Annotated in this window: 14 protein-coding genes; 8 read left to right on the top strand and 6 right to left on the bottom strand. The window is 44.5% G+C overall.

Translation table 11 applies throughout. The features are described from left to right. Positions 1-19: 19 nt before the first annotated feature. The gene (aroA, locus tag F6J90_RS11425; RefSeq protein WP_293094828.1) at positions 20-1,375 is read left to right on the top strand and encodes a 3-phosphoshikimate 1-carboxyvinyltransferase; all 1,356 of its coding nucleotides are present in this window, start codon (positions 20-22) and stop codon (positions 1,373-1,375) included. A gap of 818 nt (positions 1,376-2,193) precedes the next feature. Here aroA and F6J90_RS11420 read toward each other — a convergent pair. Beyond that, complete coding sequence (locus F6J90_RS11420; protein WP_293093083.1) at positions 2,194-2,397, bottom strand: hypothetical protein; 204 nt, start codon at positions 2,395-2,397, stop codon at positions 2,194-2,196. Positions 2,398-2,670: 273 nt separating this feature from the next. Then, positions 2,671-3,822, bottom strand: a complete 1,152-nt coding sequence (locus tag F6J90_RS11415) for a DUF1972 domain-containing protein (RefSeq protein WP_293093080.1) — start codon at positions 3,820-3,822, stop codon at positions 2,671-2,673. A 1,376-nt stretch (positions 3,823-5,198) separates the two neighbouring features. Between F6J90_RS11415 and F6J90_RS11410 the strand changes: the two genes are divergently transcribed. Then, on the top strand, positions 5,199-5,342 hold the full coding sequence (locus F6J90_RS11410; protein ID WP_293093078.1) for a hypothetical protein: 144 nt from the start codon (positions 5,199-5,201) through the stop codon (positions 5,340-5,342). A gap of 134 nt (positions 5,343-5,476) precedes the next feature. Here the strand turns inward: F6J90_RS11410 and F6J90_RS11405 are convergent, their stop codons facing one another. Then, positions 5,477-5,644, bottom strand: coding sequence for a hypothetical protein (locus tag F6J90_RS11405; protein WP_293093074.1), 168 nt, complete (start codon positions 5,642-5,644; stop codon positions 5,477-5,479). A 346-nt stretch (positions 5,645-5,990) separates the two neighbouring features. Here F6J90_RS11405 and F6J90_RS11400 point away from each other — a divergent pair, with 346 nt between their 5' ends. Continuing rightward, complete coding sequence (locus F6J90_RS11400) at positions 5,991-6,728, top strand: hypothetical protein (protein WP_293093072.1); 738 nt, start codon at positions 5,991-5,993, stop codon at positions 6,726-6,728. Between the two features lie 317 nt (positions 6,729-7,045). After that, positions 7,046-9,301, top strand: a complete 2,256-nt coding sequence (locus tag F6J90_RS11395; protein ID WP_293093069.1) for an alpha/beta fold hydrolase — start codon at positions 7,046-7,048, stop codon at positions 9,299-9,301. A gap of 142 nt (positions 9,302-9,443) precedes the next feature. Here the strand turns inward: F6J90_RS11395 and F6J90_RS11390 are convergent, their stop codons facing one another. Both F6J90_RS11390 and F6J90_RS11385 read right to left on the bottom strand, forming a co-directional pair. Beyond that, entirely contained in the window at positions 9,444-10,646 is a 1,203-nt protein-coding gene (locus F6J90_RS11390) for a glycosyltransferase (protein ID WP_293093067.1), read from the bottom strand. A 219-nt stretch (positions 10,647-10,865) separates the two neighbouring features. Continuing rightward, positions 10,866-11,900: a sulfotransferase gene (locus F6J90_RS11385; RefSeq protein WP_293093065.1), complete on the bottom strand. Its 1,035-nt coding sequence runs from the start codon at positions 11,898-11,900 to the stop codon at positions 10,866-10,868. 110 nt (positions 11,901-12,010) lie between these two features. On the opposite strand from F6J90_RS11385, the gene F6J90_RS11380 reads away from it, so the two are divergent. Beyond that, a complete protein-coding gene (locus F6J90_RS11380) occupies positions 12,011-12,217 on the top strand; it encodes a hypothetical protein (protein ID WP_293093063.1) in 207 nt (68 codons plus the stop codon). Here F6J90_RS11380 and F6J90_RS11375 read toward each other — a convergent pair. Next, positions 12,196-13,596 carry a hypothetical protein gene (locus F6J90_RS11375; RefSeq protein ID WP_293093061.1) on the bottom strand — a complete coding sequence of 467 codons (1,401 nt, stop codon included), beginning with the start codon at positions 13,594-13,596 and terminating at the stop codon, positions 12,196-12,198. The genes F6J90_RS11380 and F6J90_RS11375 overlap by 22 nt on opposite strands. A gap of 179 nt (positions 13,597-13,775) precedes the next feature. Here F6J90_RS11375 and F6J90_RS11370 point away from each other — a divergent pair, with 179 nt between their 5' ends. From F6J90_RS11370 to F6J90_RS11360, 3 genes are all read left to right on the top strand, one after another. After that, positions 13,776-14,027, top strand: coding sequence for a hypothetical protein (locus F6J90_RS11370; protein ID WP_293093059.1), 252 nt, complete (start codon positions 13,776-13,778; stop codon positions 14,025-14,027). Beyond that, positions 14,012-15,118, top strand: coding sequence for a glycosyltransferase (locus F6J90_RS11365; protein WP_293093057.1), 1,107 nt, complete (start codon positions 14,012-14,014; stop codon positions 15,116-15,118). Before F6J90_RS11370 ends, F6J90_RS11365 begins: the two co-directional genes overlap by 16 nt. A gap of 1,071 nt (positions 15,119-16,189) precedes the next feature. After that, a complete protein-coding gene (locus tag F6J90_RS11360) occupies positions 16,190-16,384 on the top strand; it encodes a hypothetical protein (RefSeq protein ID WP_293093055.1) in 195 nt (64 codons plus the stop codon). The last annotated feature ends 229 nt before the right edge of the window (positions 16,385-16,613 follow it).

Here is a 16,613-nt window from a genome sequence, read left to right as displayed (position 1 = left end):
GTAACCGAAGTCTATGCCCTTGCCAGCCAATCTAGTCACCCTAACTACCACCGAAAATCAACAGACTTTAAGCATAAATCCCCCAACATCTGGTCTGTCTTTACAGGGAATGATCAGGATACCAGGGGATAAATCGATTTCCCATCGATCCTTAATGTTGGGGGCGATCGCCCAAGGAGAAACTACCATTAAAGGGTTACTTTTGGGAGAAGACCCCCAAAGCACTGCTAGCTGCTTTCGTGCTTTGGGCGCAGATATCTCGGAACTTAATACTGAACAAGTGATTGTTAAGGGTATAGGACTAGGGAAACTGCAAGAACCGGTTGATGTCTTAAATGCAGGTAACTCGGGTACTACCCTACGACTGATGCTGGGACTACTCGCCTCTGCTGCTGACCGATTTTTTACTGTAACTGGTGACAAGTCTTTGCGATCGCGTCCGATGTCCCGTGTGGTGAAACCCCTACAACAAATGGGAGCAAGCATCTGGGGGCGTGAAGGTGCAACGCTCGCTCCCCTGGCCATTAAAGGCTCCGTTCTTAAACCAATTCACTACCACTCTCCCATCGCCTCAGCTCAAGTAAAATCCTGTATTCTCCTGGCTGGTTTAATGACCGAAGGGCAAACAACTGTCACTGAACCAGCCCTCTCCCGTGACCACAGCGAACGGATGCTCAAAGCCTTTGGAGCTCAAATTATTACTGACCCAAAAACGAATAGTGTTACCGTCACAGGACCGGCTCAGTTGCAAGGGCAAACCGTAATTGTTCCTGGTGATATTAGCTCAGCGGCCTTTTGGTTAGTAGCCGGAGCGATTGTACCGGGTTCAGAACTGATTGTTGAAAATGTGGGTGTCAACCCTACCCGTACAGGTATTTTAGAAGCCCTATCCATGATGGGGGCTGATATTGAGCTGTTAAATCAGCGAGTAGTGGCTGGGGAGCCGGTGGCAGATTTGCGGGTACGTCACAGTAACCTCAAAGGATGCACGATTGCCGGTGACTTGATTCCCCGCCTGATTGATGAAGTTCCAATTCTAGCAGTAGCAGCAGTCTTTGCCCAAGGAACTACTATCATTCGGGATGCAGCAGAACTGCGAGTCAAGGAAAGCGATCGCTTAGCCGTGATGGCATCCCAGTTGAACCAGATGGGAGCTAAGGTCACTGAATTGCCCGATGGTCTAGAGATTATCGGTGGTACTCCCTTAACCGGTACAGACGTGGATAGTCATACTGACCACCGCATTGCCATGAGTTTAGCGATCGCAGCCCTCAATTCCCAAGGTACAACTACCATTCACGGTGCTGAAGCAGCTGCCATCTCCTATCCAAACTTCACTACCACCTTGCAAGAGTTGACACTCCCCGTCCTATAAGAACGGGGATTCTTGGATCAACGACTCGTCTTGCGTGGGCCAGCCGGAACCAGGAAGAGTAGAGGACAAATCTCCCCGAGCGTTTATATCATTTCAGATCCAGGTTCCGGTGGGGCACACCGTACCTTTTTTTTATATTAGATAGATAGGTACTTTTTTTTATCTAAATTTTTCGGCAGACGTTTAAGTCGTTGTCTTGATGCAGTCGCTCATGGGGGAAACCCCCAAGACCGCGCTGCATCGCTAGACCAAATTACGCAATATGTATCTGATACATATTTTTTACGTTGTCTACTTATTGTTAGATAGTATCTATCTAGTCTTTTAGATTTTTCTTTTAGCACACCTATCACAAACTGTCAATATAAAGTTTAAAGAAAAGCCGTCCTATAAGGACGGGGCTTTAAACCCAAAATTTTTGGTAATAAAGGCTTGTTGACCGTAAGTATTCAGCTATCAGCTGTCAGCTGTCAGCTATCAGCTGTCAGCTGTCAGCGTTTGAATAAGCGATGCAGCAAGGAAACAGGGGAGGCAGCGCGGTCAAAGACGAAACCTTAGAGAGGGTCGCCTTATTTCATATAACTTAAAAGTATGACCCATAACCTGTCCCTATAAAGGCGACCCTCTCTTACGGTAACTTCAAAGGGGGTTTCCCCCACTCGCGCTTTGCCGTTCCACGGGGCAAACAGCGGTGCGGACGCAGGTGACCCACACAGACCCATGCGCCACTCGCGCTTTGCCGTGGTTTCCCCCGGAGACGAAACCTGATTACGTTGAGCCTTTATGGTTGGTAGGCTATGCAGATGCATGGTTAAAACTTATTGATTAAGGCGAGCCTGTCTTACGGTAACTTCAAACCACTCGCGCTTTGCATCAAGACAAGAGGTAAGCACTCGTTTAATAGTCACGAAAGTCACAGCGCTTGTGGCCTGTGCCACAAAGAAGCCTGTGCCACAAAGCACCGATTGCGCTACGGGCACGCTGCGCGAACAGTAGCGTGGCCACGCTACGCGAATGGCCAAGGGCTTTTACCCAGACTTTCAATTCTCATTAATCTTGAACTATTAAATTCTCTCCTTAGAGGTTTATTTTAAGCATTAGGCTGACAGCACCTCAAGTAGCGTGGCCAACGGCCAACGGCTGAATGCTTACTGTTGACCGCTGACCGCTGACGGCTGACCGCTCAAAATAAATAAATTAATGGGTAAAAGTTTCTAAAATTACCCTTTACCCATTACTCGTTACCCTTTAACCCAAATTTTTACCCGAGCAGCTAGCCCAAATCATTAAGGCTATCACTCTATTTCAGGGATTGGAGAACTAAACAAAGCTAGTTTACGCAGCTGCTTGGCTTTGGATAGGAACAACCTTTCGTAGGCTTTAATATCCTTATCCTTAGCAAATTCCTCATCGTAACGCTCTTTGCTGGCTAGTTTCATTTTTTGCAGTTCATCAGCATCATTTAGCAGTATCTCCAGTTTCTCGTCCAATTCCGCTTCATTTTTGAAATAGTGAGCACCGGGTCCTGCAACCCAACGATTAAAGCGATTATTGTTTGCCAGAACAGGTTGACCAGCGCTGAGGGCTTCTACTAAAGAAGGATTAGTGCCACCAACTTGATGTCCATGAATATAGAGTCGTGCGTGGAATCTCAAGGCATTAACCACTGACTTATTATAGATAGCACCAGGAAAGATAACTTCATCACTGGCTGCTTCTAGAACTTGTTTGTGATAGGGGACTTGATCAGGTAAATAGCGACCAAGCACCACCAATTTAAGACCCCGAGGTCGCCTGGAAAAGCTAGAAACAATCTCTAGAATCGAGTTTTCTGGTTCAGGTCTAGCAATCACCAAAGCATACTCCTTCGGAGCCAGATTATAGGGAGTTAAAAGTTGTGAGTCGGCATTAACAACTTTCTCGGTTCCATAAGGAATCACCGTGATTTTATCAGAAGCTACTTTTCGGGTCAATAAATGACTCTTGATTGCTGGGTGATCAGCAATTAAACTGTTAGCTAACCAACACCCAGCCCATTCATTGAGATATAACCAAATTTTTTCAGGAAGCCTCCATTTACTGCGTTTCCATTCCAGACCATCCATATTCATAAAATTGGTAATCCCTTTGAGGCGATACCAAATACTGAAGATGGCTGTGTTATAGCCAAGGGTAAGCACGATCCCCTTTTGTTTGACCGCATGTAATGTAGATTTCCAGTCAAAAATTATCGATCCGAGTGCGTTGCCATACGGAACCGGTATATGAACCAGACGAATACCATGCCAGTATTCTTCAAACATCTGATTTTTGTGCTCTTCCTGACAGTAGACTGTGACTTCCCATCCCTGAGATACAAGATATTTTGACAACCGTTCCGCGAAAGTTTCAAATCCACCATATTGGGCGGGAATGCCACGGATACCAAGAATTGATAGTTTCAACATTTTAGATGCCCGAGTCTAACAGTATACAAAGGGAAAAATTTGCCTTCCCAATTCACGAGTTACTTGGACTAAGTGAGCTAAATCAGGACTAAGTGAGCTAAATCACGAAAATGCACCGAACAGCCGATAACAAACGGCTATCCAAGGTAGATAAACCCAATAATTTTTTTGTCTACCTTGAGCTGCTTTATCAATCAAGTAGATTTCCAGGATAAGGCTAGGCCATGATTTGTCAAAAATTTGTTAGTTTGGCGCGGTTTGACAATGGACTATCACCTGCCATCACTGAGATCATATTTATCAACAAACCCTTAAAACCATTAAGTATAATACGTTCCGGCGCGATTGTTAATGTCAGACTTGATTTGATTGTCATGCTGCTGGAACGCACTACCCGGAGCAGAGGGGATGTGACTCGCTTCACGCTGTGTCCCCTACAAATTTAAGAGTTGTGTGATAAATAGTCTCTGAACTTTAGGCGGTCGTTGAAGCGGTTGTGCCAAATTGTCAAAACTGCCATAATCTGTTACCATGTCAGGATTTTCGAGGACGAATAACTTGAACATAGATGCAATAATCACCATTAGTTTTGCAAACGGTTTAACGATGGCTTTGCTATTTAATCAGCCTTTCACACAGTATCTTAAAATCCCTGTCAAAAGTCGAGATTTTAAAAAAAGTTAATGTTGTCAACAGCGGTCAATCACTTGTAAATAAACTGCTACATATTGTAGTATATCCCATTCAATCAAATCAACGATGATCGACGTGGAACTGAGCGAGTTCATGGAAAAACCTCCAACAATTAAATTGAGCTGAAGCCACATCTGATTAGTGATCAGACTTTAGTGATCAGACTTGGGTAACACCTTAATCAGACTTTGTGAAAAACTTGTGAACTCATCTATCGAGTAGGGGAAACACTTAGCTATTTTAAGGTAATAAACTACCTAGTGACGTAGATTTGATGATTAAAGTTCCAGGATTTATAGGAGTTACGAAATTTAGTTGGTTTTGGCTCGCTAACCCACCAAATATGGTGGTTAATACTCAAAAAATATACTAAGTTTGGTGTAGCAACGGGGGCAATGGGTAAGTCCTGATTGATAAAAAAAATCTCAAAAAAAATCTCAAACAGCGCGCTGAGTTGGCTCACAGTAAATCGTTTTACCCTGTTTTCAGGCTAAGTATTGAATAAATCCGGTAAAAAAAGCTATGAGAGTTTATTTTTGCTATATTAGCTAACGTTTGCTGTTAAATATGACCAATCATGGCTCCGGCAAGTAATGGCTCCCGCAAGTAACCCAAGCTCGGTCAGGAACTATCCTTAGCAGTGATTAATGGGCCATCCCAATCGGTGATTAAAGGTCCTACTGATGCGTTCGCGTAGCGTGACCTTACTGGCAGTGCCAGACGCTGCGCGAACGGTCAATCGCGAAGCGGTTCCTTACTGGCAGTGCCAGACGCTGCGCGAACGGAACATCGCATTATTCAAAACCAATTGGCTCAACAAGGGGTAGACTACCGCAGGCTACATATAGCGCTACGCGCAAGTCAGAAGTTAAAAGTCAGAAGTCAAAAGTAAGCTAGGACTAGGTTTCGGAGTTTATAAATTTCCTAATCTGAATGCTTAGTGCTATACCTCCCATCGCTTTCATGCCAAGATGATGGAACCGATCTTGGACTCTTTGACATCATTACCAGAATAGTCGAAGTTGAAAACTCCTGCGCAACAGCGGCGGGGATGATAGTAAAGGGAACTTCGGATCAGCGGATCATCGGAACAGGGAGTAGGGAGTAGGGAGTAGGCAACAGGGAACAAAAATTCTCACAATTCATTTATGCTCCCTAGAAAACAACTGACAGACTTGAGTCTGTCGTGTCTAATTGAGGGATTTTCAAGTTATCAATCTAATCTTCAATGAGTTGAGTTATGGTTTGAGTTCGGATTTCAGAAATTTTACGCAAGCATTTTTTAAAATCTGCGGATATATATAGATTCATAGGCTGCCTATTTTGTTTTGCATTTGTAACCAACAAAATTAACATTATCCTTAGAATATCCTATCCTATAACTATATAAAAAAATGGAATACTTAAACTAACAATTAACGGTTATATCATGGAATAAATCACCTAATCAATAAAATTATATCAGTAAACAAGTCATGGAAAATCTGACAAACGGTTTTAAGCGAATTGAGCAAGACCTACAGGAACTAGGCAGCCGTTTTTCAAAGGGAGATCTAGTTGGAGTAGACTTAGATGAGATTCAAAGCCAATTGGAAAGTATTGCCGATACGGAAAAAAAACTAAAAGAATATCTAGCAGAAGTCTCACAGTTAAAGTCAGAATCAAAGGAGATAATAAAGGAGCTCACCCAAGCACAGAAAAGTTTTGAGCAGCGTTTCACGGAACTGACCAAGAGCCATGAGCGAGAACAGACAAATTTTGAGTACTTCAAGTCAGAATCAAAGGAGATAATCAAGGGGATCACCCAAGCCCAGAAAAGTTTTGAGCAGCGTTTCGCTGAGCTGACCAAGAGCCATGAGCGAGAACAGCAAAGTTTTGAGCAGCGTTTTCCTGAGCTTAGAGATAATAATCAGCTGCAAGTTGAAAACCTAAAGTTAGAACTATTGAAAGCCGAAACTCGATTAAACGTCTATGGTTATCAGATCCAAAAGCTTCAGGATTATATGAATAGTATCGAAACTAAGTTTAATGATATTATAAATGAGTTTCGTAGTTTTCCAAACAAAATACAAACTTTAGTTGAGCCAGAAGTATTTCAAAGTCAAAAAAATAATATTAAGAAACTTAACAAACAAATCAGGATGATATGGTATAGTATGATAGCTCTATTTATTTTATGCTTGTTTCTGGCCGCTTGGGCTGGGCTTAAGTAGCCTCCTGAAGATATAGCGTCAGCGGTCAGCCGTCAGCGGTCAGCCGTCAGCTTAAAATAAACCTCATTAGCGTAGCATGCCCATCCCACAAACGGTCGAATTTAATACTTCGAGATTACGCTGTCGCCCATTTAAACGACCTTTGATTAAATCAGACTAAGTATTGAAAAAAAATCTTAAAAAAAGCTATAGTAGTTTACTTTAATAAGTAAGGTTTGCTATATTAGTTAACGTTTGCTGTTACATCTGAGCAATCATGGCTCCCGCAAGTAATAGCTCCCGCAAGTAACCTAATCAGCAACCGGGAAATCAGGGATGTGTTAGAACCGAGTACTCGCCAACCCCAACAACTACCGAAACAACTACCGAAACAATTATTGATAAACGGCCAAGAGCCCAAGCTTCAGCCTGTGGCGTTTATGTTTCCAGGACAGGGAGCGCAATATGTCAATATGGGGCTGGAACTAACCCATGAAATATCAACATTTCGTGTACTGATTGATCGATGCTCAGAACTCCTCAAACCCCATCTGGGCATTGACCTGCGCCATGTACTCTACCCAAAGCAGGAACAGACTAATCAGGCCACAGAGCAACTGAAACAGACTACTATTACCCAGCCAGCCCTGTTTGTGATCGAGTACGCCCTAGCTCAGTTATGGATGTCGTGGGGAGTCCGTCCCCAAGCCATGATCGGTCACAGTATCGGTGAATATGTGGCAGCCTGTGTAGCTGGGGTCTTTTCCTTAGAGGATGCATTATCTCTGGTTGCTCTTCGAGGGCAGATGATGCAACAACTTCCTGGTGGTTCCATGCTTGCTGTTCCTTTACCAGAACAAGAGGTGCAATCCCTGCTAGGTCAGGAACTCTCCTTAGCAGTGATTAACGGGCCATCCCAATCGGTGATTTCTGGTCCTACTGATGCGATCGCATTATTACAAAACCAATTGGATCAACAAGGGCTAGAGTACCGCAGGCTACATACTTCCCATGCCTTTCATTCCAAGATGATGGAACCGATCTTGGACTCTTTCACCGACCAGGTAAAACAGGTTAGTCTCAATCCCCCACAAATTCCCTACCTATCTAATGTTACTGGCACTTGGATTACAGCCGAGCAAGCAGTCAATCCACGCTATTGGGCACAGCATCTGCGGCAAACTGTGCGATTTTCTCAAGGTGTGCAACAGTTGTTGAAACAACCAGAGACCATCCTGCTAGAAGTAGGGCCAGGGCGAACCTTGAGCACATTAACTAAACGACACTCTCAGAAAGCGATTGAGCAGCTGGTGCTAACGTCGGTACGTCATCCACGACAGGAGCAATCGGATCTAAGCTTCTTGCTCACTACCGTAGAACAGCTCAGGGCAGCAGGGGTACCAGTAGATTGGGATGGATGCTATGGTCAAACACCTGACCAGCAAGACATCCCAAGGCACAAGGGCCAAGAAGATGATGCCCAAAAACACAACAGCACTCTCCTAGCACCTGACCAACCTCAGCCAGAGTCATCCAAGACTTTTGTTGCTCCCCGAGATGACTTAGAACGTCAACTGACCAAGATTTGGCAAAACGTCTTAGGAATCAAATCTATCAGTGTTACAGATAACTTCTATGACCTAGGAGGAGACTCTCTGCTAGCGGTGCGCCTCTTTGCTGAGATTGAGAAGGTTTTCCATAAAAAACTGCCCTTAGCTTCTCTGCTGATGGCTCCAACTGTAGCCCAATTAGTAAACCAGCTGCGCCAAGACCAAGGGTCAGCACCTTGGTCGTCAGTGGTACCAATTCAGCCCAATGGTTCCAAACCGCCTCTATTTTGTATTCATGGAGCTGGTGGTAACGTTCTCAGCTTTCGGGATTTGGCACGTTATTTGGGTTCGGAGCAACCGTTTTATGGACTCCAATCATTGGGTCTTGATGGCAAACAGACTCCCCTGAGCACAGTTGAGGATATGGCTCGCTGCTACCTCAAGGAAATACGTAGTATTCAGCCCAAGGGTCCCTATTTTCTGTCAGGATACTGCTTTGGAAGTAAGATTGCTCTGGAAATTGCTCAGCTGCTCCGCTTAGACGGTGAGACAGTGGCTCTGCTAGCTCTGCTTGAACCTAGCCCTCTTGAATTCTCGACAAGTGAAAACCAAGTTCCCTATCAACGTAGCTATAGTGACCGATTAAAGGGACTGTTTCAGCGATTGATTCATAGAGGTTTTCAAGACGTACTCAAGCAGCAATTCCTAAAGCTTGTTTCTAAGTTATATCAGTCCTTTGGAATTTCCTTACCGCAATCTCTCCAAATCATCAAAGTCCAAGAAGCTAACACCTTCGCTTCAAAAAATTATGTGGCCAAACGCTACTATCCAAACCCAGTAACAATGTTCTTGACCAGTGAGCGAATTGCCCAGTCTCCAGAACTCCAAAAAGGCTGGATAGAGTTAGTTACTGGAAAGCTGGAAATCCAGGAAATCTCTGGTAAGCACTTAGATGACCAACCAGGGAGTTTTCTCAAAGACCCCCATGTAGAGCTACTAGCTCAAAAGATTAGAGCTTGTATAGATCAGGTAATTGTTAGTTAGTGGTTAATTAATTGTTAAGTTTGACGCGGTGGTGCGTTACGGGACGGACTGTTCCAATACTGGCTACCGCGACAATCAGGGCTAGTCCGTCCCTAACGCACCCTACAGAACTGTTCGCGTAGCGTGCGCGTAGCGCTTAAGCTTACGAATTGATAACTTCCTGATATAGACTCAGCATTTGTTCACCGATTATCTCCCATGACCAATTTTCTTTCACTATCACTCGTCCTTTGAGTCCCATAGATATGCGCTTTTCCCCATTAGTTGCTAACTGCAACAGTGCTTGATCTAAATCATTGATCACTTGGGATAGGTTATGGACAGGCACTTTAATTCCCCAGTCTTCTTGAACCATCAACGACGGTCCGCCAATATCGAGACAAACCACAGGTCTACCAGATGCCATTGCTTCCAACACCACCGTCGGCCAATGATCATGGAAACTCGGATGCATTAACACGTCAACTTCTGCCATCCGTTGTAGCACCTGATCACGGGAAAGCTTTCCCCAAAAACGTACAGCATCACTGCATCCAAGCTCCTTGGCCAATTTCTGTAGCCTCTCCTTTTCAGGACCATCACCAATGATCCAGTATTCACTAGTAGGGCGTTCACGATGGAACTGGGCAAAGGCACGGATGCCCAATGCAAACCCTTTCCAACCCAAAAATCGGCCAATACTTACCACTCGAAAGGGTTCTTCTTGGCGCTGGGGGAGTTGACCTAATCTCTCAATATCTTTTTGATTCAGACCAAAGGGAGGAAAAGCCTTAACTGGTAAATTGTCTGACCATTGGCTCGCTTCCCGAGATAGAATTAATTGGGCGCGAGAAGCAACAGACCACTCGGTAAAGCGACCTAGGGCATTCATCGACACCATCCGAATCCGTTCCATCATGGCCGATTGTAGGGATAATGTCTTCAAAAGTACCGACGGAATTTTATCTTTAGCTCCACCATTCCAAATCAAGGGCACACCTAGCCAGCCTATCCATGTTGGCAACCAGGAATTTTGATAGGTGACATGGTGAACTAAATCAAAGCCAATTTCGTCCTGGAGTTTTTTGGCCACAAAAAATGCTCTAATCTGCCAGGCGATATAGTACAAATAATGGGACAATCCTGAATTGCGAGACCCTTCAGACATTGCGACAAAGATAAAGGTGACATTGTCTAAAGGTGAATTAGCCAATTCCTGTTCAATCTGAGACTGATCAGTTGTGTTAGTGAGCACCCAACACTTATGGCTATGATCCTTAGCTATTTGTTTTACGACATTCCAACCTATACCATATTCAGACCCTCTTACTGGGGAACAGCCATAAGCAGAAATCAGGATATTCATGATTTTTTTTCCCTGATTAATTCAGCTGGTAATTAGTAACATTTTAACAGACTTACGCCCATTAATAATCTTAATAAATTGTAGTCAACTACTTCAATAATTACTATAGCGTTTATCATCCTGATGAGATACATTAAATTTTCCCATTGGTCACTCCCTGCTCCCTGCTCCCTGCTCCCTGCTCCCTAAAACCCAAGACCTTAATAGCAGGGTTACCATCTACAAGCGTCTGCGAATCGCTTCTACAATGTTTCGGGTTCGGTGAAGATTCATTAACAAGGCTAGGGTCAATTTGACCGGTAAAAATGCCCAGCTTAATGCTAACATCAAGGGGTTGGGCTTCATCGAAGCATAGGAGTAACCATGGTTGAGCATGTTAGTATAGGTTACTTGCTGGCAAATATGAATCTCTGTCACAGAAAGTCCCCCACGCCGCCATTTTCCAGTGGTATTGGGGTCAATCCCCCGACGTTTTGGTGTGATTTGCTTATGGGATGAGACACCGCCCTCATTTTGAGGAACGTCCAACATTTGAGGTTGGAACTCCAGACCTAGAAACTGGCAAATTTGTTCCATGGTCTGCTCTGGATTTGTTACCAAATCTTCAAATCTCACGGTACGACATCGGGGATGATTGGCAAATTTATCAGCAGCGTTAATCGAGGCATTCCAAAGTTTTGAGATGGTAAAGGGATGATAATTGCACCAAGACCGGAAGGCTTCTCGATAAGGAATATTCTTGGCACCCAGGAATTTGATTCGCCACTTATATTTTTGTGACAGCAGTACGTCTCGGGGGTCACGAACCATATTAATAATCCGGCTTTCGGGATAAAGTTCCAGGATTTCAGCTATGTATAAGACATTGCGCGGAGTTTGTTCACAAGGAATGCTCTTACCGTTTTTGGCAGCTTTGTATCCCAGAAATACTTTAAAGACATCCCCAGAGGTTAGTCTTGACTCCGGAAGCTGGGCAATAATTGCTTTGGCTTCTTCACTAAAGTCACTGGGATCCCCTGGACGCAGAACATCACTATACTGAATTGATAGGAGGCGAGCGGCTAGCTGTTGTGCTTCTGCCTGAGTTAGGTAAGAGTCCCGATGCTCCTCGGACCATAACTGCCCAAAAAAATGGAGTTCCTCAAAGGTGAAAACCTCTGAATTTAATCCCAAGATTAGACCCATCAGAGTAGTGCCACTGCGGGAGTTTCCTACTACAAATATCTGTTCGACTCTGGGTTGATGATCAATCATGATGGGCTAATGGGGTGATGGGGTGATGGGGTGATAGGGTGATGGGGGAATTGGTAACAGTATGATAAGTAGTATATCAGCAGTAAGGATTCAGAATAGCAAAAAAATCCTTGTCTTTCTTTTATATTGATCCGAAGTTCCCTATTCCCTATTCCCTATTCCCTTTTGCCTTTTGCCTCTTGCCTTTTGCCTTTTGCCTCTTGCCTCTTGCCTTTTGCCTCTTGCCTCTTGCCTTTTGCCTTTTGCTTATTCCCTATTCCCTATTCCCTGTTCCCTATTCCCTACTCCCTACTCCCTACTCCCTATTCCCTTGTTGAACAGACCAGGAATTAACTACCAGTCCAGCCAATAACCAAAAATAAAAACTAAAGGGTCGAAGTTTAAATGTCCGTTCCACAAAGGTGTAAAAGAAAGAAACAATAATTATAGTACAAAGCATCACCCCAAGGGATTTGTATTCCAGGGATGAAGAGGATTTAATCAGAGATTGAGAGGTTTGGTAAAGCCGTAGCAAGATTAGCCAAAAAATCCCCAAACCAACAATTCCGAAATACCCCAGAAAGGCAAACCAGTAGGCATCTTCCAGGAGTTCCACATGCCAGGATAAATGCCGTTGTTCATCTGGGGAGAGAATCACGGAATTTTCTATTCCTCTTTGTAAGGCACCAGGCTCTGGACCAAAGCCAAACCAGCCTCCTGAATTCATCAAACCATTAACAATAGTCTTGGCTGCCCAACCCCGCTGAGCTTCTAAGTTGTGTTGCCAGTAATCTGGAGAAAAAATCGAGAAGAAATAAGAAGTCAGATCAGGGATTTCACCGTCTTCAGAGACTGAAGCGGCTGATGTTTGAAGATTGAGTAATGGGGAAATTAAGACTACAGTTATCAAAATTGCTGTAGAAAACCAGAGGATGAGGGCAGTATCTCGTTTCCGTTTGAGATGAACTAAGACTAGAATAGGAATTAGTAGAGATATCATCAGTCCAGCTCGCTTTTTGGAAGCAAAGTTGGCGAAATATAGCACTAAAATACTAGCGGAGTCTTTGAAGCTGGGAATAAGATGACTAGAGTTGGTGTAGACATGGCTAATAAATACTGAAATTGCTAACATCAGGAATCCTGAGAGGATGGCACTGTCGCCAAAGGTGCCAATGCTGGCATTTTTTGCAGCCATTGTGCCGGAGTGGATGACTTGCCTGGTGAATAGTTTCTGACTGATACTGGCGGGTAAGAAGTATTGGATTGAGGCTATACCTGCCTGGATTAAACTGGCTATTCTAATACTTTTTAATAAGGTAGCCAGCTGTTCGATAGAAATGTCAATATTAACGACAGTATAGTAAACTGAAATATACCGAAAATTAGTGCGTAAATTTTTAATGGTACCTGGAATGCCAGCATGGTTAACAACAATGGAAATCATGCTACCAATGAAAAAGGCAATAATTAGGATATCAAGGGGGGTTTTTCGTATACCTTTACCAGAGGAGAGCCGCAGGTAAATTACCCTTACCATTAGGATGTAAAGGATAATTTCGGGAACAAAACGTATTAAGGCGATTAACGGTGAGGGTAAGGGCAGCCAGTTGAGAAAAAAGTCTTCAAAGGGTTGGTAGATGGTGAGGGTTAAAATTATCGCAAATGGTAGCTGCCCTGTTTGCATCGCCCATCGATACCAGGCAATTATTTTGTTCATTGTTGGAAGTAGGGAGTAGGGAGTAGGGAGTAGGGAGTAGGGAGTAGGGAGTAGGGAGTAGAGAGTTGAAAGTTTTATAAATGCTTGTTACTTTATGGGTTTATTCAGTGGTATTCTAGCTAAGTTGGGAATTCTGCTAACATCCATAGGGTAACTAAATGAATTAATTGTGAAAATTTTTGTTACCGACTCCCTGTTCCCTACTGGGTGCATCTAATTTTTGCTGCTTGACCTGGTGGTGCGTTACGGGACGGGCTATCCTAACACTGGCGGTAGAGCGGAAAATTAGGGCGACCCCGTCCCTAACGCACCCTACGCCACTCCCGACTCCCGACTCCCGACTCCCGACTCCCGACTCCCGACTCCCTATTCCCTATTCCCTGTTCCCTGTTCCCTGTTTCCGGTGCTATAAACTATGTCTGTTGCTTTAATTGCTCATTATCTTGGTCCTCGCTTAGGCATTGGGCAGTATCTCAATCGATTACTACCACCTCTAGTTGAGGAACTGATCAGCCGAGGAACTAAGGTTAAAATCTTGGCTTCTCCGAATGCGTTTGAGAATACCCCTAGCCTACAGGAGTTGGCAGATAGTGTTAATATCCTACCACCGCTGGATTACTCCCCAGCTAAGCGATATGCTTGGGTGGCGACTCGCTTTAGTGGGTATTGTGCTCAAGCAGGAGTAGAGGCTCTAGTTTGGCTATCTAACCCGATCGTTCTGCCGTGGCATCCACCTACTATTGCCGTGCTTCATGATGTCAATGAATGGAAAGCGGCTAATAAGTATGGCGATCGCATAAAAACGGCTTTGCGATCGCTAATTTACCTGGATGCCTCGATTCGTTTTGCCCAGCAGATTATCGTGGTCAGCAAAGCTACCGGGAATGACCTGCTACACTTTCGCCCTAACCCAAGGCTTCAACAGAAGCTGAAAACTATTCCGAATGGAGTAGACTCATCCCTAGCTAAGTTACCGACCGTCTCGATTTCTGCTCCCACTGGACCATTCTTGTTATCCGTAGGTCGGATCGACCCAGCTGCTAAGCGTTTACCGGAAGCTGTGGCATTAACTACTCAACTTAGAGAGCTTAGTGGTGAACCTTGGGAATTGCATTTAGTGGGAGGGATGAATACTTCCACCCAAGCTAGCGGTGAAGCGTTCCTCAAGTCAATTGAGAGCTTGCCTTGGGTTCAGTATCATGGTCACATAAGCGATCGCATTCTGGCTCAATGGTATCGAGAGGCAACAGCGGTAGTGTTTTTATCTGACCGGGAGGGATTTGGACTACCCATTGCCGAAGCCGCATCATTTGGTCGCTTCGTCGTCGTCTCTCAAGGGAATCAAGCCGGTTTGGAAGCAGGGGGTTCTGCCATCATTACCGTTGATCCTGATCAGCCTAGGGAGGCAGCCGAGAAGGTAATGGGTGGTTTGAAAGAAAAACAATTAGCTGAAATCAGTAGTAATTTGCCCAAGTGGGAAACAGCAGCAATGGCTTATGCTGATGCGATTAATGAACTATAGGGCTGCCCGTAGCCCTATCGATTTTCTATAGATTTTCTATAGATTTACTGCGGAAGTCCTGCTTATCTCCAACTCAGCTGATCTGCCACTAATTGGGATAACTTTTAACAATTGTTAATATTCTGGTGAGGTTAGTTGGTTTATACTAACTTCTAGTGCATCGAGCTAATCAAACTAATTGTTTAGCTACATCGAAAATTGCTGCTGTATTCTTTAGATTTTGATTACAGCACAATTAACTATAGATTCAGGAAACCTATAGATACAGGAAATCTGTTTAGGTATGTTTTACCAAATTAAACTCAGGGTGCTCGGAATCAACACTTGTCAAGGGATTCCACAGGTTTCAGCTCAGTCGCTACTTGCAGAATTCGGTGATACCGTCACGTTAAAAGGAGGGGGAATACCACCCTCCAACTAACACCGATAAACTGGAAAGGCGCTCAATCAAGACATTGAAGTATAAATTTAGATCGTCTGGTTTTGGGAAAGCCCCCTAAATCCCCCAACCTTGGGGGACTTTAGAGAGTTTTGTTCCCCCCAAAATTGGGGGGCATGGGGGGCGGAATCCTACCCAGATATCTGCCTTGCCAATCGTCGGGTTTTGGGAAAGCCCCCTAAATCCCCCAACCTTGGGGGACTTTAGAGAGTTTTGTTCCCCCCAAAATTGGGGGGCATGGGGGGCGGAATCCTACCCAGATATCTGCCTTGCCAATCGTCGGGTTTTGGGAAAGCCCCCTAAATCCCCCAACCTTGGGGGACTTTAGAGAGTTTTGTTCCCCCCAAAATTGGGGGGCATGGGGGGCGGAATCCTACCCAGATATCTGCCTTGCCAATCGTCGGGTTTTGGGAAAGCCCCCTAAATCCCCCAACCTTGGGGGACTTTAGAGAGTTTTGTTCCCCCCAAAATTGGGGGGCATGGGGGGCGGAATCCTACCCAGATATCTGCCTTGCCAATCGTCTGGTTTTGAGAAAGCCCCCTAAATTCCCCAACCTTGGGGGACTTTAGAGAGTTTTGTTCCCCCCAAAATTGGGGGGCATGGGGGGCGGAATCCTACCCAGATATCTGCCTTGCCACTGGAAAATAGTGGCCAATCGATAAGGCTTTTCCAAAAATATTCTTTTCCAAACATCTTCTTTTCCAAACCCATTCAGTCCAAAGCCATTGAGACAGCAGTAGCAGCGAAGCCGGTCAATCTGGATGCATCGCTCCCAATTACCCAGGGCTTACAAATGCTGAGCTTAGGATTGAGCGCATTTGGTTAATTGTTAATTGTTAATTGTTAATTGGGTTAATTGCCTAATTGCCAATTTTAACTTGACAAACAGCCAAAAAGGGTCAGTATGGTTGGAAAAGTTGCCCTCATGCTCAACCATGGGGATATGTAATCTTTTGTCCGCTGATCAAAGACTAATTAAAAAAAATTTGTCACTTATTTGGTGGGGTTTTGAGCTTTTATGGCCACCCTCTAATCTGTTTAAAGTAGGGTGGGCA

The organism is Moorena sp. SIOASIH (assembly GCF_010671925.1).
Classification (GTDB): domain Bacteria; phylum Cyanobacteriota; class Cyanobacteriia; order Cyanobacteriales; family Coleofasciculaceae; genus Moorena.
This window is presented reverse-complemented; position numbering and strand designations above follow the sequence as displayed.

What these genes read in the sequence shown, in the direction of transcription:
- F6J90_RS11385 (WP_293093065.1), bottom strand. Translation starts at nt 11,900, where the DNA reads ATGATTGATCATCAACCCAGAGTCGAACAGATATTTGTAGTAGGAAAC.
- F6J90_RS11400 (WP_293093072.1), top strand. Translation starts at nt 5,991, where the DNA reads ATGGAAAATCTGACAAACGGTTTTAAGCGAATTGAGCAAGACCTACAG.
- F6J90_RS11375 (WP_293093061.1), bottom strand. Translation starts at nt 13,596, where the DNA reads ATGAACAAAATAATTGCCTGGTATCGATGGGCGATGCAAACAGGGCAG.
- F6J90_RS11415 (WP_293093080.1), bottom strand. Translation starts at nt 3,822, where the DNA reads ATGTTGAAACTATCAATTCTTGGTATCCGTGGCATTCCCGCCCAATAT.
- F6J90_RS11390 (WP_293093067.1), bottom strand. Translation starts at nt 10,646, where the DNA reads ATGAATATCCTGATTTCTGCTTATGGCTGTTCCCCAGTAAGAGGGTCT.
- F6J90_RS11365 (WP_293093057.1), top strand. Translation starts at nt 14,012, where the DNA reads ATGTCTGTTGCTTTAATTGCTCATTATCTTGGTCCTCGCTTAGGCATT.
- F6J90_RS11410 (WP_293093078.1), top strand. Translation starts at nt 5,199, where the DNA reads ATGCGTTCGCGTAGCGTGACCTTACTGGCAGTGCCAGACGCTGCGCGA.